This is a genomic window from Mesorhizobium robiniae, assembly GCF_040545535.1.
GTDB classification, from domain to species: Bacteria; Pseudomonadota; Alphaproteobacteria; order Rhizobiales; family Rhizobiaceae; genus Mesorhizobium; species Mesorhizobium robiniae.
The window spans coordinates 64,186-89,496 of record NZ_JBEPMC010000006.1; the positions used below are offsets into that span (position 1 = coordinate 64,186).

Annotated in this window: 20 protein-coding genes; 9 read left to right on the forward strand and 11 right to left on the reverse strand. The window is 60.3% G+C overall.

Features of this window, described 5'->3' with window-relative positions; all coding sequences use genetic code 11:
• Nucleotides 1-45: 45 nt before the first annotated feature.
• Complete coding sequence (locus ABID19_RS17475; protein WP_354492242.1) at nt 46-1,575, forward strand: PAS domain S-box protein; 1,530 nt, start codon at nt 46-48, stop codon at nt 1,573-1,575.
• 61 nt (nt 1,576-1,636) lie between these two features.
• Here ABID19_RS17475 and ABID19_RS17480 read toward each other — a convergent pair whose 3' ends face one another.
• Nucleotides 1,637-2,320: a response regulator transcription factor gene (locus ABID19_RS17480; protein WP_354492555.1), complete on the reverse strand. Its 684-nt coding sequence runs from the start codon at nt 2,318-2,320 to the stop codon at nt 1,637-1,639.
• Nucleotides 2,321-2,953: 633 nt separating this feature from the next.
• Between ABID19_RS17480 and ABID19_RS17485 the strand changes: the two genes are divergently transcribed.
• From ABID19_RS17485 to ABID19_RS17510, 6 genes are all read left to right on the forward strand, one after another.
• Entirely contained in the window at nt 2,954-3,676 is a 723-nt protein-coding gene (locus ABID19_RS17485; protein WP_354492243.1) for a nucleotidyltransferase family protein, read from the forward strand.
• 47 nt (nt 3,677-3,723) lie between these two features.
• The gene (locus tag ABID19_RS17490) at nt 3,724-4,860 is read left to right on the forward strand and encodes a DegT/DnrJ/EryC1/StrS family aminotransferase (protein ID WP_354492244.1); all 1,137 of its coding nucleotides are present in this window, start codon (nt 3,724-3,726) and stop codon (nt 4,858-4,860) included.
• Nucleotides 4,857-5,552, forward strand: coding sequence for a sugar transferase (locus ABID19_RS17495; protein WP_354492245.1), 696 nt, complete (start codon nt 4,857-4,859; stop codon nt 5,550-5,552). Before ABID19_RS17490 ends, ABID19_RS17495 begins: the two co-directional genes overlap by 4 nt.
• A gap of 75 nt (nt 5,553-5,627) precedes the next feature.
• On the forward strand, nt 5,628-6,632 hold the full coding sequence (locus ABID19_RS17500; RefSeq protein WP_354492246.1) for an SDR family NAD(P)-dependent oxidoreductase: 1,005 nt from the start codon (nt 5,628-5,630) through the stop codon (nt 6,630-6,632).
• Nucleotides 6,629-7,903 carry a hypothetical protein gene (locus ABID19_RS17505; RefSeq protein WP_354492247.1) on the forward strand — a complete coding sequence of 425 codons (1,275 nt, stop codon included), beginning with the start codon at nt 6,629-6,631 and terminating at the stop codon, nt 7,901-7,903. Before ABID19_RS17500 ends, ABID19_RS17505 begins: the two co-directional genes overlap by 4 nt.
• Nucleotides 7,890-9,152, forward strand: a complete 1,263-nt coding sequence (locus ABID19_RS17510) for a polysaccharide biosynthesis/export family protein (RefSeq protein WP_354492556.1) — start codon at nt 7,890-7,892, stop codon at nt 9,150-9,152. Before ABID19_RS17505 ends, ABID19_RS17510 begins: the two co-directional genes overlap by 14 nt.
• 39 nt (nt 9,153-9,191) lie before the next feature.
• Here the strand turns inward: ABID19_RS17510 and ABID19_RS17515 are convergent, their stop codons facing one another.
• Both ABID19_RS17515 and ABID19_RS17520 read right to left on the reverse strand, forming a co-directional pair.
• Complete coding sequence (locus ABID19_RS17515) at nt 9,192-10,703, reverse strand: HlyD family type I secretion periplasmic adaptor subunit (protein WP_354492557.1); 1,512 nt, start codon at nt 10,701-10,703, stop codon at nt 9,192-9,194.
• Nucleotides 10,704-10,722: 19 nt separating this feature from the next.
• Nucleotides 10,723-12,465 carry a type I secretion system permease/ATPase gene (locus tag ABID19_RS17520; protein ID WP_354492248.1) on the reverse strand — a complete coding sequence of 581 codons (1,743 nt, stop codon included), beginning with the start codon at nt 12,463-12,465 and terminating at the stop codon, nt 10,723-10,725.
• A 421-nt stretch (nt 12,466-12,886) separates the two neighbouring features.
• Between ABID19_RS17520 and ABID19_RS17525 the strand changes: the two genes are divergently transcribed.
• A complete protein-coding gene (locus ABID19_RS17525) occupies nt 12,887-13,579 on the forward strand; it encodes a N5-glutamine methyltransferase family protein (RefSeq protein ID WP_354492249.1) in 693 nt (230 codons plus the stop codon).
• A 73-nt stretch (nt 13,580-13,652) separates the two neighbouring features.
• Here the strand turns inward: ABID19_RS17525 and ABID19_RS17530 are convergent, their stop codons facing one another.
• The 7 genes from ABID19_RS17530 to ABID19_RS17560 all read right to left on the reverse strand — a co-directional run bounded on the left by ABID19_RS17530 (nt 13,653) and on the right by ABID19_RS17560 (nt 22,957).
• Nucleotides 13,653-13,919, reverse strand: a complete 267-nt coding sequence (locus tag ABID19_RS17530) for an acyl carrier protein (RefSeq protein WP_352930017.1) — start codon at nt 13,917-13,919, stop codon at nt 13,653-13,655.
• Nucleotides 13,920-13,975: 56 nt separating this feature from the next.
• The gene (locus ABID19_RS17535) at nt 13,976-15,532 is read right to left on the reverse strand and encodes a class I adenylate-forming enzyme family protein (protein ID WP_354492250.1); all 1,557 of its coding nucleotides are present in this window, start codon (nt 15,530-15,532) and stop codon (nt 13,976-13,978) included.
• Nucleotides 15,529-17,550, reverse strand: a complete 2,022-nt coding sequence (gene asnB, locus ABID19_RS17540) for an asparagine synthase (glutamine-hydrolyzing) (RefSeq protein ID WP_354492251.1) — start codon at nt 17,548-17,550, stop codon at nt 15,529-15,531. The genes ABID19_RS17535 and asnB overlap by 4 nt, the downstream gene beginning before the upstream one ends.
• Before the next feature lie 3 nt (nt 17,551-17,553).
• A complete protein-coding gene (gene nadE / locus ABID19_RS17545) occupies nt 17,554-18,543 on the reverse strand; it encodes an NAD(+) synthase (RefSeq protein WP_435528751.1) in 990 nt (329 codons plus the stop codon).
• Nucleotides 18,534-21,266 carry an AMP-binding protein gene (locus tag ABID19_RS17550; protein ID WP_354492253.1) on the reverse strand — a complete coding sequence of 911 codons (2,733 nt, stop codon included), beginning with the start codon at nt 21,264-21,266 and terminating at the stop codon, nt 18,534-18,536. Before ABID19_RS17550 ends, nadE begins: the two co-directional genes overlap by 10 nt.
• 276 nt (nt 21,267-21,542) lie before the next feature.
• Complete coding sequence (locus ABID19_RS17555) at nt 21,543-21,824, reverse strand: hypothetical protein (protein ID WP_354492254.1); 282 nt, start codon at nt 21,822-21,824, stop codon at nt 21,543-21,545.
• Nucleotides 21,825-22,099: 275 nt separating this feature from the next.
• A complete protein-coding gene (locus ABID19_RS17560; RefSeq protein WP_354492255.1) occupies nt 22,100-22,957 on the reverse strand; it encodes a beta-keto acid cleavage family enzyme in 858 nt (285 codons plus the stop codon).
• A gap of 94 nt (nt 22,958-23,051) precedes the next feature.
• Here ABID19_RS17560 and ABID19_RS17565 point away from each other — a divergent pair, with 94 nt between their 5' ends.
• Nucleotides 23,052-24,374: an aspartate aminotransferase family protein gene (locus ABID19_RS17565; RefSeq protein WP_354492256.1), complete on the forward strand. Its 1,323-nt coding sequence runs from the start codon at nt 23,052-23,054 to the stop codon at nt 24,372-24,374.
• 11 nt (nt 24,375-24,385) lie between these two features.
• On the opposite strand, the gene ABID19_RS17570 is transcribed toward ABID19_RS17565, so the two are convergent.
• Nucleotides 24,386-25,258 (reverse strand): MurR/RpiR family transcriptional regulator, encoded by an 873-nt coding sequence (locus ABID19_RS17570; protein ID WP_354492257.1) that lies wholly within the window; start codon nt 25,256-25,258, stop codon nt 24,386-24,388.
• Nucleotides 25,259-25,311 lie beyond the last annotated feature (53 nt).

Consider the following 25,311-nt stretch of genomic DNA (forward strand, 5'->3'; position numbering starts at 1 on the left):
TCCTATCTTGAAGATCGGGGACCTGCGCTTGCCGCGACGATTCTGATGGTGGCAGCCGGCCTATGGGTGCGGGGTACCCTGCATGGTCAGATCTCCAGCGAAGATTGGGCGCGCGCCATCCTGCTTCTGGTTTCGGGCGCAGTGATTGCCATGACGTTCAATCGGCTGCGGCAGGACTTGCGTGATGTACTGGAAGTAGCCGAAGCGAGACTTGCTGCCGTCGAAGCAACCGAAAGCCGCTATCGTTGGGCGTTCGAACGCGCTGCTATGGGTTTCGCAAACACCAACAAGCAAGGTGAGTTGCTGCAATCCAACAGACGCCTCTGTGAGATGACAGGTTACGAGGAGGAGGAGCTTGCCAAATTACGGCTCAAGACACTCGTTCATCCGGACGACCGCGGCGCCTTGGAGCCGTTGTTGGCGGGGCTGGGTAATGACATTTCTTCGTTTGCTTCGGAGGTCCGTCTGACACGAAAGGACGGTACGGCATTCTGGTCTCGGCTAACCCTGTCTTCGTCAGTGCCCGACGGGGTTCTCTCAGAAAGCATCTTCGTGGTGGTCGACGATATTTCGGAACGACGGGCTGTACACGAAGCGCTTCGGGCTCAGAAGGAGTGGCTGGATCTCGCTTTGTCTGCTGGACGCCTGGCCACGTGGCGGATCGACCTTAAAGACGGGATCGTCACCGGTTCGGGCGCGTTCTGGGACATTCTCGGCCTGGCTCCGGCCGCTAGCCGCCGTCTGGAGGACCTGACGGCAGTCATTCATCCGGCGGACTGGCCAAAGCTGTTGGCATCGAGAAAGCCTTCATCGGTCACGAATTACGACGTCGAGATTCGCGTCCGGCGACCGGATGGACATATCCGCTGGGTTGCCTTGCGCGGAAGAGAAGAGAAGTATGATGATCGTCTACAGCGGCTCGGAGTGGCCGCTGATCTGACCGAGCGACGACAAACTACCCTGCTGCGCGCCGCGGCAAAGAAGCGGGAGCGCATTATGCTGGAACAACGCCACAGGTTCAGCAACCTATTCCCGGTTATCACGGCGCTCGTGAACATGGTCGATGTTCCCGAGAAGAATGTCGCCAAGTACAAAGAGACGCTCATCGACCGGATCCGTGCGCTCGAGGCAACGCATTTGCTGCTTTCACGCAACGGCAATGCGACGGGGATGCTCCATGATCTCGTTGTCCTGGAGCTGCAACCTTATATGGGAACCCGCGACATATCGGTGAGCGGTCCCTCTGTCGTGATATCAGGCGGCGCCGCCGAGAGCTTTGCGATGGTTGTTCACGAGCTGACGACCAATTCCCTGAAACATGGAGCGCTTGGCGATCCAAATGGCCGGGTCGAGGTAAGCTGGACATTCGCATCGGAAGATCCGGGCAGTGACATCGTGTTCGAGTGGGTGGAATCGGGGCGGCGGCAGACCGCAAAAGTTGTCCGTCATGGTTTCGGGTCCATGATAATCGGGGTGGATGGGGCGCCGCTTGTCGGTCACTCCCCCAAGCTGGAAATATCGGATCACGGGCTGCAATATTCGCTAAAGCTGTCACGCAAGGAAATCGGTCCCTAAACGCATCATGCTTCCAGAAATCGAGCCGATTTTTGGAAAATCCAAAAGGACGCGCGGCGCTCTAATTGATATTGTTGATGTTGCCCGTTAGCCAGGTCTTCAGCATAACGGCAGCCTCTGTCCGATTCCGCACCCCAAGCTCGCGCAGAACCGCAGCGGCATGGATCTTCGTTGTCGCTTCGGCGATTTCCAGATCGCGCGCGATTTCCTTGTTGGAATACCCTTCTGCCATCAGCTTCAGGACCTCCTTTTGCCTCGAGGTCAGCCTGCCAAGATTGCCGCTGGTGGTACGTCGCTGTGGGATTTGCTCGGCGGGAGTAGGTGCGTGGGTCGCTAGCGCTGCACCCGGGCGTGACAGAAGGGCAGGGACATAGATGCGGCCCGAAAGGATTTCGTTGACGGCCATGACGACCTCCTCGTCCCTTTGCGACTTTACGATATAGCCGTGAAGTCCGATCGACAGAGCCGTGAGGATCTCCGAGCGTGAATCGTTTCCGGAAACGATCGCAAATCGGGTATCGGGATAGGCCGATAGAATGCCACCGAGCACTTCCTGATTGAACAATCCCGGCATGTTCAGGTCCAGGATCGCAAGATCAACGGACGCCTGTTCCGCCAGCAGACTAAGTACGGCATCGAAACACGATGCCTCAAATATCTCTACACCTGGAATGCCTGCGGTCAGTGCCAACCGCAGGCCACGACGATACAAGCCGTGATCGTCGGCGATGACGATTCGATACATTGAACTACCCCAACGAAACCTGGAACCATTGAACGGTGATGGCCTTAAGGTCATGGCCGACCACTCGTCGATTTATCCAGTCAACACCTGCTGTGCCCCAACACCGCAAGCGTCAGATTGCTAATATAACCCTAAATAACCGGAAACGCTCCTCTTATTTTAAGCCCTGCGATCGGAATCCGCTGACTTGCCGAATATCCGTTCTCAACCGCCAAGATCCGTGTCCAACAGCGCGCTTCGAAGCCGATATCTCGCAATCGCCGGGTTGTTGTAGGTCGTTCCGGCATTGATGGACACTTGGCTCACTGCAAGCACTCATTTGGGTTTTGTCGGTCTCATGGCCACAAGCTGACCGGCCAAGAACTGTTCGCTGAATCCCGCTCCGAACCTGCCTTTGCGACCGGCGCCAGCCTTCGTCGATCAGCACGGCCATTGAACACCATAATGTCTAGATCGCTACCATTCGAATGCACGACGACATCAACCCCGACGGCCACATACCATCCAGATGCAATGTCCGGATAAGGGCCGGCGGGAATCCCATCGGTCTTTGTAAGAGAACAAGAAAGTGACTTTCGGATGCTGCGGCCGTGACGACAGCGCTCAGGCCGAGTGAACATGGGGAGAATTCAGATGAAAGCAGTGATTCAATGTGGCGGAATGGGCACACGCCTTCGCCCCTTCACATCGGTCTTGCCAAAGCCGCTCATGCCGATTGGTGCCCGGCCGGTTCTCGAGATGCTTCTGAAGTGGCTGCGACGCAATGGTATCCAGGAGGTCTACATCACAACCGGGTATCTCGGCCACTTGATCCGCACGGTGTGTGGGGATGGCTCGCAGTGGAACCTGAAAATTCGATATACGCAAGAGATGGAGCCGCTCGGCACCATCGGCCCGCTCTCGTTGATCCGGGATGAGCTGACAGAACCGTTCATAGTTCTCAATGGCGATGTCCTCACCGATTTGAGCCTCAGTCGATTTGTGGCAGCCCATCGCAAGCACACCGACCCGGTAACGATCGCCACAGCCTGCCGCCTGATCAAGATGGACTTCGGCGTCATCGACGAAGTCGATAACACCGTTCAGGTCTTTCGCGAAAAGCCGACGCTTTCGCACCTTGTCAGCATGGGAATCTACTGCATGAATCCAGACGTTCTGCCGTTTATTCCATCCGGCATTCCCTTCGGGTTCGACGACCTGATGCTGCAGATGATGCAAAACGGAACACCCGTCCACGTGTACAAGCATGATGGTCTCTGGCTCGATATCGGGCGCGTCGACGACTTCCAGAACGCACAAGCCATTTCCTGGGAAGACCAGTCGGCCTCGATCGAGGTCACTGCCACGGCCGCATGACGAGATCACGAAGCCAATCCCGTAGTCTAACAGTCTAGGAGGTTATGATGCTCTTGGTCAGTGCCCCAATTTTGGGTGTGCCGGAGAAGGCAGCTTTGTCCAAGGTCGTCGATAGCGGATGGCTGACCATGGGAGAGCAGGTGAAGGCCTTTGAAGAGGCTTTTGCCGCCATGCATGGTGCGGATGATTGCGTCGCGGTCAGTTCTTGTACCGCAGCGCTTCATCTCATTTTGCATGCACTCGGTATCGGACCAGGCGACGAAGTGCTGGTCCCGTCGATGACTTTCGTCGCGACCGCAAACGCGGTCCTCTACGTCGGTGCCACTCCGGTCTTTGTCGACATCGAGTCCGCCGACGTGCCGCTGATGTCGATCGTGGAAGCCGAAGCGCGATGCACCGCGCGCACCAAAGCGGTCATTCTCGTACATTTTGCCGGCTACCTAGCCAATCGGGAAGAATGGCAGAAATTCGCCCGCGCCCGGGGGCTGCAGATCATCGAGGATGCCGCGCATGCGCCCGGCTTGAAGGAGGTGGGTACATTTGGTGCCGCGGCCGCCTTCAGCTTTTATGGCAACAAGAATATGACCACGGCGGAAGGTGGAGCCGTGATCGCCCGAGATCGCAAGCTGCTTGAGACAATCCGTCAGGCCCGTGGTCACGGCATGACCACGGGGACACATCAGAGACTGAACAGTCGCACGCCGCAGTATGATGTCACCATGCTCGGATTCAACTATCGCATGGATGAGATGCGGGCTGCCATCGGATTGGTCCAGCTGCAGAACCTGCAGGAGTGGAACGAGATCAGGCGCATACTGGTCATACTGTATCGACGTCTCATCGCAAAACATTGTCCGGCCGTAACTGTCCCGTTCCACGAGCCGCGGACGTCGGCTTACCATATCATGCCTGTCCTTTTGCCACGTTACGCCGACAGGCAAGACGTCATCGACGAATTGCGCAGGCAAGGAATACAAACCACCATTCACTATCCGCCGGTGCACCAAATGACTCTCTATCGCGAGCTTTTTCCCGGCACCCATTTGCCGCGGACAGAAGACTTTGCCCAGCGTGAGCTCACGGTGCCGCTGCATCCCCAAATCACCGCGCCTGTGGTCGAATCAGTGGCGGTAGCGCTTGCCACTGCGATCAACAGCTGCGCCCAAGCAGGAACAGCAGCATGAATGCCTTGGATTTATCCATTCATCGACCCATTGTCTCGAGCGCCGCCCATGGCTTCGCGAGACGGGCAATTGATCTCATCATCGCTACGGCAGCCGTCATCGTCTTCGCTCCGCTGATGCTGGTGATCGCCCTGGCGCTCTTACTGGAAGGCGGCCGGCCTGTCTTCTTTGCGCAGACCCGCGTGGGTGCTGGTGGGCGGCCATTCCGCATGTACAAGTTCCGCAAATTCGCCGTGCGATGCGACGCCGGCGGCCTGGCGCTGACCATGGCCGGCGACAGTCGTATGACGACGATAGGGCGGTTTCTGGCACTCACCAAGTTCGACGAGCTTCCGCAACTGTGGAATGTCTTAAGAGGCGACATGGCAATTGTCGGACCGCGACCGGAGAGCCTTGTCTTCGCCGATTGTTTCCGCGGCGGCTTTGAGGCCGTTCTGCAATACAAGCCGGGCTTGCTGGGTCCGGCCCAGGTTCTCTTCCGGCATGAAGCCCATTTTTATCCGCGATCCGAGGATCCGCTACTTTTCTACCGTGAGGTTCTGTTCCCTGCCAAGGCCAGGCTTGACCTTGCCTATTATCCGCAGCGCACGGTCGCCTCCGATATCGTTTGGATGGTGCGCGGTTTTCTGGCGGTCATCGGCCTGGTTTCACCGCCGCCGATCGGCCCGGTCACGCCGCCGATCGGCATGTGAGAGCAGCTTGGGCATGGCCGCGCTCCGTTGGGTTTGCAAGGTCAGCGCTTCACGTCATAGGGGGAACGCACAGTCATGAATTACAGGGGCAGAAAAGTTCTGGTCACGGGCGCCGATGGGTTCATCGGGTCGCATCTCACTGAAGCGCTCGTCCGTAACGGGGCGGATGTCACTGCGCTGGCCCTCTACAATTCCTTCGACAGTCATGGCTGGCTCGATGATTTGCCGGACACTATTCGAAGCCAGCTGAATCTTGTCCGCGGCGACGTTCGCGACAGTGCGTTCCTGAACCGGATCGTGCGTGGCCAGGCCGTCGTGTTTCATCTCGCCGCACTCATTGCGATTCCATATTCGTATGCGGCCGCCCAGTCCTATGTGGAGACCAACATACTGGGCACGGTGAACGTCCTCGAAGCGGCGCGCCAATGGGAGACCGAGCGTGTGGTGCACACTTCGACCAGCGAGGTTTATGGCACTGCCTTGACGATGCCCATCAATGAATCCCATCCACTGCAGGGCCAGTCACCATATTCGGCATCCAAGATCGGCGCAGACATGATGGCGGAGTCCTTCGCCAGGTCGTTCGACACCCCCGTGGTCATCGTGAGGCCGTTCAATACGTACGGCCCGCGTCAGAGTGAACGGGCCATCGTACCGACCATCATAAGGCAAGTCCTCGACAAGAATTGCCCGGCGATCATGGTCGGGGACACAAGCCCGATCCGCGACCTCACCTTTGTGGAAGACACTGCCGCGGCGTTCCTGACAGCAGGTTCGGCCGAGCTTGAATTTGGTCGCCCCTACAATGCCGGGAGCCAACGCGCCGTGACGATCTCGGACATTTTGGATCTGGTGCTCGAGCTGAGCGGCACCAAAAAGCCCGTCCATCGCGACGAACGCCGCCTGCGGCCACAGAATTCCGAGGTCCGTGCCCTGCTGGCCGATTCTTCGCGCCTCGAAGGTAAGACCGGGTGGCGGGCGCAGACCAGCCTGCGTGAAGGGTTGGAGCGAACCATCGGATGGTGGGAGGCGCGCCTCAGCGAAGGTCGCGTCCGACACGAAATGAGCTATATGACATGACCTTTCACCCGCGTGCATTGGCTCCGCTGTTGATTGCCGCTGCCATGTCGTTGGGTCTGCCTACGGCCGGAGGTCAGCAAAGCAGCGTGTCGGCACAGTTTACTGCGCCGGTAACGATGGATTTACCCGATTATTTGCGCCCGGCGACAGACCCCGCGTTTGGGACGGTCTTCACCCGCATTACCAAGCCGGGAGTGCTTGGCAATGGGATTGCATGCGGCGAAAAATATTGCAGCCACCGTTACTCGAGCGCCCAAGCCTGGAATGCGGACCAAAGCCTGCTCGTCATCACCAACGGCTGCAATGGTATGTGCTTCTTCGACGGGCAAACGTATGCCCCGCTATTTCGCCGCAATAGATCGGACCAATGTGAATGGCACCCGCGAAATGCCGACTTGATGATCTGCGTTCAGGATCGGAAGATCTCGACCTGGGCGCCTCGGACCAATCGCGAAGATGTGCTGTTTGTCGCGACAAATTATAACGAGCTGAGGTTCGGGCCGTCCAAAGGCAATCCAAGCCGTGACGGTGATCGCATAGCGGTGCGCGCTATCCGTGCGGATGGCGCGATGGTTGTCTTTGCATACGACCTCAACCAGCGGCGGAAATTTCCGGACATCGATCTGGCTCAGCTTGCCGGAAACAACAGCGCCTGCACGATCTCCCCCCTCGGGACGAATATCCTTTGCTTTCAAGACCTGTCGGACGGCACTGAACAAAGAGGCATTTTCGCCGTTGATGGCACGTTGCGCCAAAGGTGGACGGAGCATCATCGACCCGGTCACGGCGATCTGACAATCGATGAGGATGGCAGCGAAGTCTATGTAGGCATCAGCAAAGCCGATCCCGACAAATATCAGGTGATCAAGCGGAGGCTCTCCGACGGGAAGGTCACCTCGCTTATGAAGTTCGGTGAGGCCGAGCATGCATCGCTGCGTGCACTGGGCAGGCCCAGTTGGGCGTTCCTCAGTTATGGCGGCAATCCTGACGAGATATCAGCCAATCCGGACTGGGCGCCGTATGCGCGAGAAGTGATCGCGCTGCGCATCGACGGAAGTGGAGAGGTTCGGCGTATCGTGCAAACGCGGAACGCTCCGTTCGACTATTGGAGCGAGACCCATGCTTCGCCTTCGCCAGACGGCTCACAGGTGATCTGGTCGAGCAACTGGGGCGTGCCTGGCGGGCCGGTGCACGAATTCGTCGCCCGTCTCGATTGGGCTGAAGAATCAGGATCGAAGCAGAAGGAGATTGTCGCCAATGACCCTCATTAATCGAATCCTTCTCGCCGCGCTTGGTATGTTTTCTGCCGTGGATATGGCGGCCGCAGCGGAGACGCGGGTCGCTTATCGACTTTCCGCCGGCGACACCGTCGAGATAGGAATTGCCTCCATCCCCGAACGAACGCAGCGGGCCACGGTCCAGATGGACGGCACGATCGCGCTTCCCGAAGTCGGGATGGTTTCGGTCGGCGGTCTGACGCCAGCCGAATTGCAGACGCGGATGGAGACGATCTTGCCAACCAAGATCTTCCACCAGCGCCTGCCTGATGGGCGAGAGCAAATGATCGTCATCAAGCCGAGCGACGTGACCGCAGTGATAGCAGACTATCGCCCGATCTACGTGACCGGCGACGTGCTCACTCCCGGGCAGCAGGCCTACCGGCCGCTCATGACGGTGCGGCAGGCGATCGCAGTGTCTGGCGGTTTCAGCCTGTTGCGGTCGCGGGCGAACCAGGTCGGCCCCGATCCGGTGGATCTGCGGCGCGACTATGAATCGCTTTGGGGAGAATACACCAGAGATCACTTTCATAGCGCCCGCCTTCGCGCCGAACTCCAGAACGAGGCGAAATTCGACATGCAAGCACCAAAAGGGTCACCCCTATCGACCGCTTTTGTGTCAGCGATCGCCCAGGCTGAAGCAGAAGGGCTCAAGCTTTCGCTGGACAACTTCCAGCAGGAGCAAAACTACCTCGAAAAGAGCGCCAAGGATGCTGCAGCGCAAATCGAAGTCCTGCTCAAGCGCGAACAGGCCGAGGTGGAAGCCGTGAAAGCGGACGAGGACGATCTGGCACGGGTAACAAAAGCACATAAAGCAGGCAATCTGACCAACGACAGGCTCGCAGATGTCCGGCGCGGTGTGCTTCTGTCGTCCAGCCGCGCGCTCGAAACGTCGGTCGAGCTCATGACAACACGACGCCAGCAGGACGATTTCGCCAGGCAGCACGAGCGCAATAACAACCTGAGAAGGATCGGTCTCTTGACCGAGCTGAAGGATACCAACGTGCGCCTTGCCGATACCACCGCAAGACTTCGCGCCGCCAGCCAGAAGTTGCAACCCACAGGAGCGTCCGCCCAGCCGCTGCCGGTTGCCGGCGAGAGCATCCAGGCTCAGATCACGATCATCCGCAAGGTCGGTGAGGAATGGCGCAAACAGTCAGCCGGAGAGGACACCGAGGTGGCACCGGGAGATACGATCGAGGTAAGGTTCAGCAGTGCCCTTGAAAGTGCGGCGGTCCAATAGACCGCCTGCACCTTGGTCCTGTCTGGATTGTCGATTGCGTCACTGTTTGAAGGCTCTGGAAACCTGGTCGGTGAAGGGTTTCAGCAAATAGGACCAGACATTGCGCTCGTCGGTGCTTATGTGAACTTCGGCGGGCATGCCGGGTTTGAGTATTTTCGCTCCTGTCAGGCAGGTCGCTGCATTTTCGACGTTGATGCGCGTCGAAAAGTAAGAAAGCTGACGTTGCTGATCTTTAATCAGATCTGCAGAGATGCGTTTGACCGAGCCTTGGCAAACGGGTGTCGTTCCTACATCGAAGGCCGGAAAGCGGATTGAAACCCGCTGTCCAGGACGTACGTCATCGATACGCTCTGGAGAAACGAGGGCGTCCACGACCAGATTGTCGGCATCGGGCACAATCATCATGAGCACTTCCCCGGGGGCAATCACGCCTCCGACGGTGTGGATGGAGGATTCTTGTACCGTTCCCGACTGTGGCGCGCGGATATCTGTCCTGGCGAGCTCGTCTTCCGCCACGACTTTGCGCTCATTGAGTTCGGTCTGCTTGGCTTCCGTTTCGCGAAGTTCGCTCGTTACCTCGCTCCGCATTTGCTCATCGAGCTGAAGCACCTGAAGGTCAGTCTCACTGATGCGGGCTTGGACCTCCGCAATTGCCGCGACAAGGCGTCCGGACTCGCCGCGAGTCCGGCTCTTCTCCAAGCTGACATTGCTCAGCCGCTCTTTGGAGATCAATTTCTTCGAGTAGAGAGACTCGACGTCAGCAAGGTTCCGCGTCAGCAGATCCAGTGACTCGTCCATCGCCGCCTGCTGCGCCTTGAGCCCGTCGATCTGACGTTCCAACTGTTTCGAGCGGCTTTGCAATTGTGCCTTCTGGCCAGCCAGCGCCGCAGCACGGGTTTCGAACACGGCGCGCTCGCCACGGACAAGTGCCGCCAGTTGCGGGTCGCCCATCTGGGCGCGAACGCCGGGCGGAAGTTGCATTTCCGGCAGGCCCTGCCGCTCTGCCTCCAGCCGCGCCAGACGAATGGTGGCGCGATTGAGCTCCTCGCTGACTATCTGCAGGTTTGCTCGCGTCAACGTATCGTCCAGCCTGACCAACACATCGCCGGCACGCACATGATCTCCGTCCTGGGCAAAGATGCCACCGACGGTGCCGCCGGTTTGATGCTGGACTTTCTTTATGTTGCTTTCGACCACCACGGTGGCGGGCGCAATCACCGCGCCGGCGATCTTGGTCAATCCCAGCCAGAGCCCTCCGCCGACGATCAGCAGGAAGGTGGTCGCCAGGCCCAGAAGCAGGTTGGCCCTGATACCATCCGGCTCTTCGGTTGGGTTCGTCGGGATCGGTTGGCTTTCGCTACCGACCGCGGCATATGATGATACGGTCGCGGTAGAGCGATACCTCACATATGCCTGCCTGCACCTTTCCACGGCGGAACGACAATGTGCGGCCAGACCCAAGAGCAGATCGGTCCGGATGCCATTCGGCTCTGGCTTTGCCCCAACCGATTGGCTTTCGCCACCGGCCGCAACATGAGACGACATGGTCATGTTAGACACTGGCAATCCCTCACGCATGCCCGCTTGCACCTTGCTGCAGCGGGACGACAGTATTTGGCCGCGGGAAGGGCCGGATCACATTTGCCAGAACGTCTTCGCGCGAGCCAAAGGAATGGAGCATGCCATTCGACAAGACGAGCACTTGATCGATGTTGACGAGAGCTGACGGACGATGCGCAACGACGATTGCGATGCCGCCGCGTTGGCGCACCGCCAGGATTGCCCCGGCCAGGGCAACGTCGCCGTCGGCATCCAGATTGGAATTTGGTTCGTCGAGAACGACAAGGAATGGATCGCCATAAAGTGCTCTGGCGAGCCCGACCAGCTGCCTCTGACCAGCCGACAGGGCCGCTCCGCCTTCGCCGACGCGCGTTTGAAAACCTTCCGGCAGCCGCATGATCATCTTGTCCACACCCGCAGCCCTGGCGGCCGCCAGCACGCCTTTGGCATCGCTCTTGCCGCCGAACCTTGAAATGTTGTCTGCGATCGTTCCGTCGAAGAGCTCAACGTCCTGGGGCAGATAGCCGATGTGAGCGCCGAGCAGCTCCGAATTCCATTGATCGAGCGAGGCGCCGTCCAACCTTACCGTTCCGCGAAGCGGCTTCCAGGCCCCGACCAAAGCACGCACGAGCGTCGTTTTGCCGGAGCCGCTCGGGCCGACGATCGCCAACCCCGCGCCACTCGACAAGCGAAAGCTTACGTTGACGAGCGTTGGTCTCTGCAGGCTTGGTGGCGCGACCGTCAGTTCCTCGACGACAAGCTGTGTCTGCGGGCGCGGCAGTTCCATAGGGTCGTTCTGGCTGCCGAAAGCGTCCAACGCTGCCGCCAGATCGGAATAGCTTCGCCGGGTGGCCAGAAATCCTCTCCAGTTTGCGATCGCCACGTCAACCGGCGCCAACGAGCGGCCCAGCAATATGGACGATGCGATGATCACACCGGGCGAAGCCTCGCCGCCGATGACAAGATAGGCGCCCAGCCCCAGAACGGACGATTGCAGCGCCATTCGGAGTGTTTTCGACAATGAACTTGCTGCGCCGACGACATCGGAGAGCTGTTCCTGGTTCTTGAGATAGAGATGACTGATCTCATTCCAGCGCCGACCGAGCTGGGCGGAAAGGCCCATCGCCTGGACAACCTCGGCGTTGCGGCGGCCGGAATCGGCAAGAAGCCGCTGTGCCACGAGCGTTTCAGACGCACGTGCGGCGGGCTTGCGGGCAACGACTTCCGCGACAACCGTCAAAAGTACGACAGCGGCCGCGCCAAGCGTTGCCAGCACACCAAGCGCAGGGTGCAGCAGATAGATGACCACCATGTAAAACGGTATCCAGGGAGCGTCGAAGACGACTGTTGGCCCCAGTCCGGAAAGAAAGCCGCGCAGCTGGTCCAGGTCGCGAAGCGGCTGCACCCGGTTCGCATCCTGCCCTGCAGTGAGCGGCAAGGAAAGCGAGGCAGCGAACGCCTTTTGCTGAAGATTTCTATGCAGGCGGCTGCCGATGCGGACCAACAGGCGAAGCCGGACGAAATCGAGAAGCCCGTAGACCGCGTAGAGGCCCAGCATCCCGATCGTAAATCCGACAAGGGTCGGCACGCTCTGCGAAGGCAGCACGCGATCGTAGATCTGGAGCATGTAGACGGAGCCGGTCAAGGCGAGAACGTTTATCACTGCCGAGAAAACGCCGACGCCAACCAGTCCGTGCATTGAACCGAACATAGCAGAACGTAGATCGGGCGAGCGCCCTTGCGTTGACTTCATGAGCTGCGGTCTTTCGCGCGGAGAAGCCGCGCAATCTTATTGGTAACGATGATGGGTAAATCCTCTTGCCTTGCGGAAAGCGGTTGCGTTCCGTTAGCTACTGAAACATTACGAGTTGCTCACGTATGTGCCATTTGATCAAAATGTAGCAAAATCGTGGCGCAGGTCAGAGAATTCGGGAATTGGTCGTGCGAGGCTGGGGATAACCGGGAGCGAATAGGGAATACTCCCAATGATGAGACAATATTCCCAACCATGCGACAGATGAGAGGCTTGTGATCACTCTTTGTTGCATGATGTCTTCAAAGCCTATGGCAGCGAGTGTTTTTCGATCTGCCCATCGAGAATTTAATGAATTTGAGATACACTTAATTGATACGCAGTTGTCGGGTATCGGTAAATTCAGGAAGGCAGGTCTGTCGTGAGCGAAGAGATCAATGTCGCCGACGCCTACAGCAAAGGCCGCACCGTCTTCATGGGGCTGGAGTTGCTAATTGCGCCCGGTGCGCTCGTTCCTCGGCCTGAGACGGAGTTGCTCGGTGCGACGGCTCTCGATGTTCTCAGTCAAATGAACATGCCGGCGCCGCGCGTCGTCGACATGTGCTGTGGGGCCGGCAATCTGGCGTGCGCCATCGCGCACTACGCTCCCACCGCGCGCGTCTGGGCGAGCGACCTCACCGATGGATCCGTCGAAATCGCGCGCCGCAACGTCGCTCATCACGGCATGGCGGATCGCGTGTCGGTGCTTCAGGGCGATTTGTTCAGCGCTTTCTCAGGCTTGGAACTTGAGGGCACGATCGACGTGATCGTCTGCAATCCGCCTTATATTTCGGACAAGCGGCTTGAGGGCGACCGTGCGCATTTGACCGAGCTCGAGCCGCGTGAAGCGTTTGCGGCTGGCCCCTATGGCCTGAGCATCCATATGCGGGTGATCAAGGACGCGCCACGTTACTTGCGGCGCGGAGGCATCCTGCTCTTCGAGGTCGGACTCGGCCAGGACCGGCAAGTCATGAGCCTGTTGGAGCGTTCCAGGGCCTACGAAACCATACGCGCGGTCAAGAACGAGGCCGGCGAGGGCAGGGTGGTTGTGGCGCATACCATGTCGCAAGCCTGAGCCACGCCGCGACTGCGGCAGGCCCGGTCGATCTGCAGCGGGCAAAGCGCAGCGCTACGCAAGATTTCCGCGATCAGTTCTTCTTGCGGAGGACGTATTGCGCAATCCCTTGGATCGAATCGAGGTTCTCCGGCAGGAGCTCGCTGTCTTCGACTATGATGCCGAAGGTCTCCTCGATAAAGCCGATAACCTCAAGTACCCCGGTCGAGTCCACGATGCCTTGGTCGAGAAGGGACGTGTCGCTCTCCAGAGCATCCGCATCGGCTATGTAGAAATTCGACGCCAGGAACGCGCGGATCTGGTCCTTGCAGGTTTCGGCTCTATCCTTGGTAGACAACATTGTATTCTCCTCCGATACAAAAGATAAATGCGGGTCAATTTCATCCAGAAACCGCCTCATGACAGGGCCGTTTTCTTAAGTTTTCCGGTGTCTGTCATCGGTAGGCTGGGTACGATCACGATAGACTTCGGAACCATGAAGTTCTCCAATCGTTTCTGGCATTCTTTCTGCAATTGCCGCTCGCCAATGACCCTTCCTTGCTCCATCACGACAAACGCCTTGACCGCTTGCCCGAGCAGCTCGTCCGGAACGCCAATGACCGCAGCTTCCCGCACGCCGGGAATATCCAGCAGTACGTTTTCCACTTCCCTGGGCGCGACCTTCTCCCCTCGTGATTTTATGATCTCGTCGCCGCGACCGACGAAGTAAAGGTAACCCTCGGCGTCCATCCGGCAGTAGTCGCCGGTGTACAGGACCTGCTCGCCTGGCAGCGGACCGGGTTTGAGTTTCCTGGCCGTAGCCTCCGGCTTGCCCCAATAGCCTTTCATCACCGTCGCTCCGCGGATGACGAGCTGGCCGACGACATCGGGGGCGACCCGCCTGTCATGCTCGTCGACAATCCACATTTCCGTGTTCGGGATGGCGATCCCAACGCTCAACGGCTTTCGCTCAAGGTCTTCCGGCGGCAGGTAGGTGCAGCGCTTGCATTCGGTGAGGCCGTACATTGAATAGATGCGCGCATCCGAAAACAGCTCCTGGAGCATGAGAATATGCTTGAGCGGCAGGGCGGCTGCAGTGTTCGTGACATAGCGAATGCTTGAAAAATCTTGATCTTTCAGCGATTTGAGATCCGAGAGTGCGGCGAAGATGGTCGGCACGCCGGGAAAGCCTGTCACCCTCTCTTCCTTGATTAGCCCGAGGATCTGCGCCGGGAACGCGAACGAACGTTCAAGCACCAGCCGAGCGCCGGTGCGAAACGCCATGATCATCTGGTACAGGCCGTAATCGAAGGCGAGGGGCAGGACGTTGAGGATCACCTCGTCGTCGCGTAGCTTCAAGTATGAGGCGATCGACGTACACGCGGTGATCATGTTCCTGTGCGTCAGCATCACGCCCTTGGGTTCGCCCGTCGACCCGGAGGTGTAGATGATGGCGGCGAGATCGATATCGATGCAGCGGCGCGCCGGCGGTGCGCTGCCGCTGGTGGCGACCGCGATGTCCCAGCGCACCGCGTGTGGCAATCCCGTCATTTGGGCGTCGTCTACCGGTCCGGAGATAATTATCCGCCGCAATGACGGGCAGTTGCGCGCCGGTTCGCTGAAGACCGAGTGAAGGTGCCTGTCCGTGATCAGTGCCGTCGGCCGGCAGTCGTTGAGCAGGTAGTCGAGCTTGTCGCTCTTGGTGAGCGGATTGACGATGCACACCACGGCATTCGCCTTGAGCACCGCCCAGAAGGCGACGACCGTCTCGACGGTGTTGTCGGCGAAGATCATCACGCGATCGCCGCGTGCGATCCCAGCCGTGGCCAGGTGTTGCGCGATGGCGTTGGAGCGCGCTTCGATCTCGCTATAGGTGACACGTTGGCCGCCGCACACCAGCGCCACTTTCCCGCCGGCCCGGCTGGCGGAGTAGGCGAGATAGTCATGCAGCAGCGGTACTGCGTCATGCATCATGCCAGCACCTCTTCGCGATGCTCGTGGTCGATGTCGACGGTGAGGTCGACCTTGCGAGCTCCACCGGGGCGGCTTGCGACAAACTGCTGGTGAAGGATCTGGGTCGAGAGCACGCCGACCAGCGCCATGTTGTCGGAGTTGGAGAGATCGCCGTCCCCTGTCCTGGCTCGACACTTGTCCAGCAGGCGCGTCACCGACTTCGCATCGAAGACGTTCGCGGCGCGCAGCGCCGTCTCCGAAAGTGCTTCGCGGACATAGGCCGGGGCATCATCGGCAATGAAGCAAAGTGCGTTGGGCGCCCGGTACGGCTGCTTCTTGCGGGCTACGATTTCCTCCGGCACGATCGCTTTCGCGGCGCGCTTCAACACGTGCTTTTCGTCGAGGACGCGCAGCTTGTAGGCTGCCGGAAGCGAATTCGCGAGCCTCACAAGTTCATCATCCAGGAACGGGAAGCGCCCCTCGATAGAGTGGGCCATGAGCATCCTGTCCCCCTGTGAGGAAAGCAGATATCCCGACATTAGCGTCTGGATCTCGAGATACTGGTCCTGCGCCAGAGAGTCCCATCGCGGAAATTCCGCCGGCAGGCGGGCGATCAGCTCGGATACGGCATTGCGGCGCTCGGATTCGGCGCGCATGTCGGCGGTGAACAATCGCTTGATAGCGCCAGTGGTGCGCCAGCGCGTGTCATGCGCGAAGCCGGGCGCGTCGTAGGCCTGGATATCGCGCCCGAAGAACTGGCGCGCCATTGCTTGCTGATGCACCGGCGAGCGGCTGAGGTAGGGGTAGAGACGCTCCAGCAGCCGCGAGCGTCGTGTCGAAGCGGGCTGGCGGCCCCAGAAACGGCGGACCTTACCTTCGCGGAACAGGTCGTAGCCAGCGAACATTTCGTCGGCTCCTTCGCCGGTCAGCACCACCTTGATGCCGTGTTCTCGCACCAGCCTCGAGAGCAGGAACAGCGGCGCAGGCGCGGTCCTCAGGATTGGACGCTCGGTGTGGTAGATCACCTCGGGAAAGACCTCAGCGATGTCGCTGCGCGAAACCACCACCTCATGGTGCTCGCTTCCGATTGCGCCGGTGACCAGACGCTGGAAACGGGTCTCGTCATACTCGGTGTCGGCAAAGCGCAGGGAGAAGGTCTGGAACCGCTCGCCGGCGTAGCGCCTTCCCAGTGTGGCGACTAGAGAGCTGTCGAGCCCGCCCGACAGATAGCAACCAACAGGCACGTCGGCCTGCACGATCCTGAGCGCCGTCGCAGCCTCCAGCGCGCCGCGCACCTGATCCACCGCGTCATCGAGCGAGCCGGTGAATTCGTTACCGCGCGGACCGGAAATTTCAGGGTAGCAAGGCTTCCAGAAGGCCCGCTCGCGAACGGTGTCCCGGTCGTAAATGCGAACATGCCCCGGGGTGAGCTCGCTGATTCCCTGAAATACGCCTTGCGGCGGCACGACTGTCCAGAGCGTGAAAGTCTGATCGATGCCGGCCGGATCGAGGGCACGGGGGATGGCTATGTCGGCCGCGAAAATGGCTTTCACTTCGCTGGCAAAGTAAAGCCGCCCCCCATGCTCGCAGAAGTGCAAGGGGCAGATGCCGAACCGATCGCGCGACAATACGAGACGGCCCGCTGCGGAGTCCCAGATCGCGACCGCCCATTGCCCGTTCATCCGCTCGAAGGCGGTCTCGCCCCACTCGCGATAGGCGTGGACGATGACCTCCGTATCGCTGTGGGTGCGGAAGCGGTGGCCGAGGGCGATCAACTTCTCACGCAGTTCGAGGTAGTTGAAGATTTCGCCGTTGAAGACGATCCAAGTCGTGCCGCCTGCGTCCGCGAGTGGCTGCTGGCCATTGGAGAGATCGACGACAGACAGGCGGGCATGCGCCAATCCGGCGCGTTTGTCGCGGTAAAGACCGCGCTCGTCCGGGCCGCGATGCGCGAGCGCGCCAGCCATGCGCATCAGCGCTTCGCGCGAAGGTGGCGCCACGGCGCCACTCAGCGACACGATTCCGGCGATGCCGCACATTGCCTAGCCCCCGCTCATTGCGGCAGACAGCAAAGGCCGTGCGTGAAGATAGCGAGCGGCACGGCGTTTGCTGTCGATGTCCTTGAAGACTTTCTGAGCCTGGGCCGTTGTGAGGCCGGCAGCTGCCGCGACCTCCTCGGCAGAAATTCCGTGGTTCAGGCCGTAGAGGCACAGATCCATCAGATTGTAAGGCAGCGCGAAATAGAATTCCTCCTGGCTTTGGGCCATGGAGAAAGTGTCCGTGGTCGGCGGCCGCCGCCGGACCTCTTCATCCACCCCAAGGTATTCAGCCAGCTGGTAGACCTGGGTCTTGTAGAGGTGGACGATCGGCATCAGGTCGGCAATTCCGTCGCCCTGCTTGACGAAAAATCCTTGGTCATGCTCCAGCCGGTTTGGCGTCCCTGCCACAGCGTAGTTGAGGCGGTCCGCATGGTAGTACTCGGTCATCTTGCGCAGGCGCTGCTTGTAGTTGGTTGCAGCGACGATCTGCAGATAGGCTGCCGGCGACAGACGCACCGTGTCGGTCCTGCCCGCTGGGTCCTGAACCGTGAGACGTGTGATGTTGAGCCCGTTGCCCTCGAGAACCGACGCGAGCACCAGTTTGCATTTCCAGCCGTCCCCGTACCGGGGAACGACGGTCTGGATCGCCTCGACCTGTCGACTGTAGGCGCCGACGGCCTCGAGGGCGGATGTTATGTCCTCCAGCGCCGTATCGATGCCAAGCTGCGCGGCGACACGGCGGCCGAGCCTGAGCGAGTCGTCGGAGGAATGACGCTCCGGCATGAATATCCCGAGGACCTTGTCTTTCCCGAACGCGCGTGCGCACAACGCCGCGACAACGGAGCTGTCGATGCCTCCGGAGAGGCCGACAACCGCGCCACGTCGCCGCAATGTGCCGAAAACCTGCTCGCGCAAACCTTCCACGATGCGATCGATCTCCACGCGGGCATCGAGCACAAGGGCGTCCTTGCTGAATCCAGAGATCACGTCGATGACCCGTACTCCCGTTTGCGAGACTCGGTTGAAGAATAGGTCTGCGCCACGGCCTTCTCGATCAGGGGGCGGTTGGTGGCGAGGTGAGGTTCTATGACCAGGTCGATGTGGCTGCCCACGATCGGAATCACGTCCAGATGTGCGAATGCACGATCCCATCCGATGGCTGGTGGCATTCCTGGCCGAGCGCAGCGGAACAAGGTGCCGGTAATCGGCAGTGCCGGCTTCGGTCCCGCCAGCCACTGAAAGAACGCTCGCGCCCGCAAAACCTCCTGCAGTTCCAGTTTGGTCCTGAAGCTCGTCGCATTGAACTGGCCCTGGGCATAGCGATCGAGGATTCGGGTGAGCTGCGCCTCCAACCCCATTTTGACTGTGATTTTTGCAAGGGCGCGGCAAGCCATCCGGTAGGCGGATATGCGGTTGGTCCGGATGCGATCGAATGTCCGGGTAAACGTCTCCCAGTGGTCGCTGCGTTCGCCGATGAGGCTTGTGTCCAGGATTCCCACGAATTTCACGGATCGTCCAGCAGCCAGAAGTCGTGCCGCGGCTTCGAATGCGACCGCGCCACCGAGCGAATGGCCGAGAAGTCGTATGTGACCCGCTGGCTGAGCGCGGCGGATCTGCTCGACCGCAGCATCGGCAATGGTGGCGAGGGTGTTTTGGCCGCGCAATATCATAGGCAGGGCGGGGTACCTGATGGGGGCCACTCTGGCGACCTTGCCCATCGCGGCTGCAAAGGCAGCGAGGCTCGGGCCATAGCCGACCGATCCCGGGAACAGGAAAAGAATTGGCGGGTCGTGCTCCTGCGTGCGCTGGTCGCCTGCTTGCGCCGACACGACGGCCTTGACCATTTCGTCCACGCTCATGCCGACGGTGAAGTCCCCAAGACCGAGTTCCTGCCCGATGGCGCTTTCGATCTCCATGACGCAATGCAGCAGCTTCAGCGAATCTCCTCCTGCATCGTCCCAGCGTCCTGCGGCCACGCGCGTGTTGAGGATCTTGGTCCAGGCATCCCGCACTATCTGATGGGTCTTCAACTCTCTTCCTGAATTGGGTGGCTGCGCGGCCGGCACTGTCCTTCTGGCCGAGAGATCCATCTCCGCCAGCGCTGCCAAGTCGACCTTACCGCTCGCCAAGCGAGGAATCTCGGCGACCGTATGCAAGCGCAGGGGACGCAGCGGTGGCGGCAGCTTCGTTCTGACAAGCTGTCGAAGCTCGTCTGAAAAGGCTGCCCCGGCCCAATGCCGGGGAACGGCGAAAGCGACAAGCTCATTTGCCGCCGTCACGATTGCCACCGCATCCTCCACCGAAGGCGCGTAGCGCAATACCCGTTCGAGCTCGGCGGGTTCGACGCGCCGACCATTGATTTTTATCTGGCGTCCCTTGCGGCCGACGATCCGCAGCAGGCCATGACTGTCGAGCTGGACGAGGTCACCCGTTGCGAAGATCCGAAGATCTGGATCCTCCGGATCCGATGCCAAGGGCATGACGGCTCCGTTCTCCCATTGTCCAAGCAGGACATACGGGCTTCTTATCAAGAGTTCTCCGCTCCTGCCGGGCTGAACGGGGTCCCCCCTTTCGTCGACAATCGCGAAGGTTATTCCAGGAAGCAGCCACCCGACAGGAACCGAGGCGCCTTGCTCCGGCCAGTCCGGCGGCAAGAACCATTGCGAGCCGGTTGTCTCTGTAGACGAGTAACCGATCTGGATCAGGCAAGTCTTCGAAACGGCTTTGCGCAGCAGGGCGATATCGGTCCACGACACCTTCTCGCCCCCAATCCGGGCCACTCTGAGTGAGCGGAAAGCGTCAGCAGGCTTGTCCGCCATGAGCGCGCGAAGCAGCGCCGGCACCAGATAGGTAATCGTCACGCCTTCGGATTTCACTCGGCCGCGAACGGCGCGCAAGCCGACTGCTTCGACCTCGAGAAGATGCAAAGTGGCGCCGGTGAGAAGGGCGGCGAGAACCTCCCGGCAACCGGCGATTGTGGCCGGCCCGGTCAAGGGCAGGAAAACATCATCCGAGTTGATGTGGCATGCGTCGACGTATTGCTGAACCCGCCACAGCAGACTGCGCTGGCTATTGACGATTCCTTTGGGTCGGCCGGTGCTGCCTGAAGTATAGAGCACTATTGCTGGCGCATCGACGGAGACGGAACGGGACTGGTGTATCGGTTGAGCTTGCGGCGCAACGCTGGTGGTCACATCGATCCAGTGGGCCTCCTGCGTCAAAGCGGCTGGGCGGACATTTCCGTCGCCTATGATGGCCGAGAGCCGCGCGGCAGCAACGATCTCATTGGTGCGCGAACCGGGATCTCTCGTGTTGAGCGGCACCGAAGGCCGCCCGACAGCCATGCTCGCCAGCATCGCCACAGGGTACCAGATCGAGTTGGCCTGAAGGATTCCGACCGCCTGCCCGTCGGGAACGGTGGCTGCAATCCGGTGCGACAGCATTTCGACAGCCCGGAAAAGCTCGGAATAGGTCAGGCGGTTGGTGCCGTCGCTGATCGCAAGCTTGTCGGGATATTGTCTGGTGACGTTTCTCAGATGGTCGAAGACGGCAACATTCGCAAAATCGGCGCCCATCCGTTGATATGGGCGCAGCACCGGGCCGCCTTGGTCAAGCGCGTAATCCGGGACGTTTGACCATCTATGGGAGGACGCCGGTTGACAGTCCGCCCCTAGATCCAGACGCACCTTTTCTGATCCCAAATTCGCTGGAGACATGAGTGGCTCACGCTAAGATTAAAGTCACTTATCGCCCCCGGCCGAAATGTTTTCATCGATCATTCTGATGAAGCCGCTATGTTCGCCAAACGGCCGGGTTATTTGGTTTCGGCTGTCGTCCCAGCGGGCGCACCCATCCCTTTAGGCGCAGCTCATGGTGCCCGCGGTTCTGTCGACATGACGCAAGCTGCGGCAATCGGCACCCGCTGTCCGTCGAGATCGCGAGCTCTCGTAACTTGCGCGACACAGCGAGGAGCAAAAGATCGGTAGTTTGCGCTACCCGGCTCTCTGATCAGCTTTTTGGGTTTTTCTTGGTTTTTCCGGTGCTTTTGGCGGACCATGCCGGCTGCTGTCGGAATCTTCGTCAGAAGCAAAGCAGTACGCGAAAATATGCCCCCGATTCTCGTCGGTTACTCGGATCCAGTCTTTTTCCCACGTTCGGACGGTAACATTTCGATCTGTGGACAACGCCGCGGCTTTGAACGGGCTCGGCGCGTTGACAATACGCACCGTGACCACGTCATCGCCCTCCATTCGCTCGACGAGATATGTCTGCATAAATGCCTCCCAACGCCACCGGAATTCTAACGTCGGTCAAACGGTTCGGTTGCAGCGTAGCAAAGAGATTTTTGACAAGTGTGACGAACCATCGAGACCGCGGCTTGGCCGTTCTGTCATGGCGGGAGTACATATGATTGCAGATTCTGCATACCAACCTCGCATCCTCGGGCTCGTAGCCCATCTCACTTGTCGGGAAAGTATGACGGAAGGCAGCTTACGGATCGCTTACGTATCGGGGGCTTGCCGCGGTCGGTGGGGTGTGCGGGCGATAGCTACCGTTGGATCGACCAGGCGGCACGCAGGTCGTCGGCCTGGGCGGTCCGGATGCCGCAAGCGGTCAGGGCGCGTTTGGTTGCACTTATGAGCGCGGCATTGTCCTTGGCGATTGTGCCGTCGGTTAGAGCAAAATTATTCTCGAAGCCAACGCGAGCATGACCGCCCAGCAGCGCACCGGCCGTCACGCAGGCGATCTCGTTCCGACCGAAGGCGCAGACCATCCAGTGGGCGAAGCGCGGTCGGTCCTGCGCAAGGAAGGGAAGCAGGTCGGCCGGACGCGAAACCTGTCCCGGCGTGTAGCGGCCGAGCACGTAGAGCACCGGGATGTCGTCGAAAGGCACCAGCCCGCGCTGCTGCAAGGCGGCTAGGGCCGACGCCTCTTCGGGCGCGTAAAGGATTATCTGAGGGGCGATCCGCTCGCTCTTCAGCCACCATAGGAACTCCGCGAAGGCGGTCTCATGGGCAGCGTCCGGCACCAGTTCTCGCAGCGCCAGCGAAACCGCCTCGGGGCGGGTAGCGCGCACCACCGCCATCTGCTCGGCCGGTTGGTATCGACCGATCGCTTCGCTGGTAATCTGAATGATCAACCGCTCGCCCACCGCATCACGTATCGCTTTCGTCGTCTCGCGATAGGCATGTGCGTCGAGCAAATGGCCGCCGTCGCGATCGCGGACATGGGCATGGATCATGGCGGCGCCCGCTTCGAGGCAGGCGGCGGCGGTCCGGGCCAATTCCTCGGGCCCGATCGGCAGGGCAGGGTGATCTTCCTTGCCACGCCGCCCACCATTCGGCGCAACGGCGATCGCCGTTGGCGCCACGAGTCCGGGGCCGGTCACGTCGCTGTCAACGGTCATAGATGTAGTCCAACTGTTTCAGTATTGCGCATCATGTAACATATGTTGCATGATAGGTTCGCTTCAAATTGCGCCATCGTCAATCGAGAAAAGCATGACACATATCCTGCATCGCCAGATCCATGCGACCCTGCCCGTCGTGGCTGGCGGCAAGGGTGTAGAACTCTTCGACCGCGATGGTCGCGCCTATATCGACGCGTCGGGCGGCGCGGCGGTTTCCTGCCTCGGCCACGGTCATCCCGACGTGACCGCCGCGCTCCACGCACAGGCCGACAGTCTCGCCTATGCCCACACCAGCTTCTTCGCCAATGAGCCGGCCGAGACATTGGCCGACAAGCTCGTCGCCGGCGCGCCGCAAGGCATAAGCCACGCCTATTTCGTGTCCGGCGGCTCCGAAGCGGTGGAGGCGGCGCTCAAGATGGCACGGCAGTTTTTCGTCGAGACCGGCAGGCCCGAGCGGCGAAAGGTCATCGGCCGCCGACAGAGCTATCACGGCAACACGCTCGGCGCTCTCGCCGCCGGGGGTAATGAGTGGCGCCGCGCCCAATTCCGCCCGTTGCTGATCGATACGCATCACATCGACCCATGTTATGCCTACCGCTACCAGCAAGCCGGTGAGAGCGAGGAAGCCTACGGCCTACGCGCCGCTCAGGCGCTCGAGGATAAGATTCTCGAACTCGGTGCGGACACAGTGATGGCCTTCGTCGCGGAACCTGTCGTCGGCGCGACAGCAGGGGCGGTGCCTGCCGTTCCCGGCTATTTCAGGCGCATCCGCGAAATCTGCGACCGCTACGGTGTGCTCCTCATCCTCGACGAGGTGATGTGCGGGATGGGCCGCACCGGCACGCTGCACGCCTGCGAGCAGGACGGCGTCGCGCCCGACCTGATGACGATCGCCAAAGGCCTCGGCGGAGGCTACCAGCCCATTGGCGCAGTGCTGCTTTCGCGCCGCATCTTCGACGCTTTTGCCGAAGGCTCCGGCTTCTTCCAGCACGGCCACACTTATATGTGCCACCCCATGGCCTGCGCAGCGGCGCTGGCCGTCCAGGAGGTGATCGCTCGCGACGATCTGCTCGCCAACGTTCGGGCGATGGGCGCACATCTTTCGCGGCGATTGAGCGAACGGTTCGGCAATCATGCGCATGTCGGCGACATTCGCGGGCGCGGTCTTTTCATGGGTGTGGAGCTGGTCGAGGACCGCTCGACCAAGGCGCCCTTTGACCCGAAGCTGAAGCTCAATGCGAAGATCAAGCGCGAGGCGATGGCGCGCGGCCTGCTCGTCTATCCCGCGGGAGGCACGATCGACGGCATGCGCGGCGATCATGTGCTGCTTGCGCCCCCCTTCATCATAGACGCCGCAGCAATCGACGCGGTTGTCGAACGGCTCGGCGACGCGATAGACGCTGCGGTGGCATAGCCCAGCGCTCCTCATTCCGGCAGATAGGCCCCGAACGCCTGTAACTCCAGTTCCGTCTCCCTGACACGAGCCGCGGCCGCCGTTCCGCTGCGCGCCAGCATCGTTGCAGCCAGCGCTTCCACAATAGCCATAGCTGCGGTTACCGACGGGAAGAAGGAGGGGCTGTCGGTCGAGAAACGCAAGGTAACGTCGGCATGCCGCGCGATCGGAGCAGCCATGCTGTCGGCGATCGCGACGATCGGGACGCTGTGTCGTTGTGCAGCCTCCACCACCGGCCCGAGTTCACGCGAATAAGGCAAAAAGCCGATCGCGACGACCGCGTCCCTCTTTCCGAGCGCTGCGAGTTCCGCCTCGATCGCACCGCCGTCGCCGCCGAGCAGCGTGATCTCGCGTCGAAACATTCGGCAGAGATAGACGAGCGCGTGGGCGGGCGCGCGGCAGCTTCGGAACCCGGCGACGCGTATATGCTGCGCCTTCTCGAGGATCGCGCAAGCCTTTGCGATTTCGTCGCTGTCATTGACCGTTTCGGCCACTGCCAAATTGGCCATCGTCGTTCTCAGCGATTCCGCGAAGATTGCCTCCGACCCGCGCATGACAAGTGCATCGGCCCTTGCCGCGAAAGGCGCCTTGCCGGAGCGCAGCCGGTCTTCGAACGGCTTGCGCAGCGCCGCCCAGTCGCCGAAGCCCAGCCGTCGCGCCAGCCGCACGAAAGTCGTCGGCGTCACCTCTGATCGCGAGGCCAGCACCCGCATGGAAACCAGCGCCACCTCGTCCGGGTGATCGACCAGGAACCGCGCCGCCTTGCGCAGTTCCGAGCTTAGTTCGGGGAGTTCGGATAGTATGCGCGCCAGAAGCGCGTCGAAACCCATCTCCCGCGTATTCATTGTAACAAGCATTTCCCTTGATTGATAAAGCGCAACAATCGTAGCATGCATCG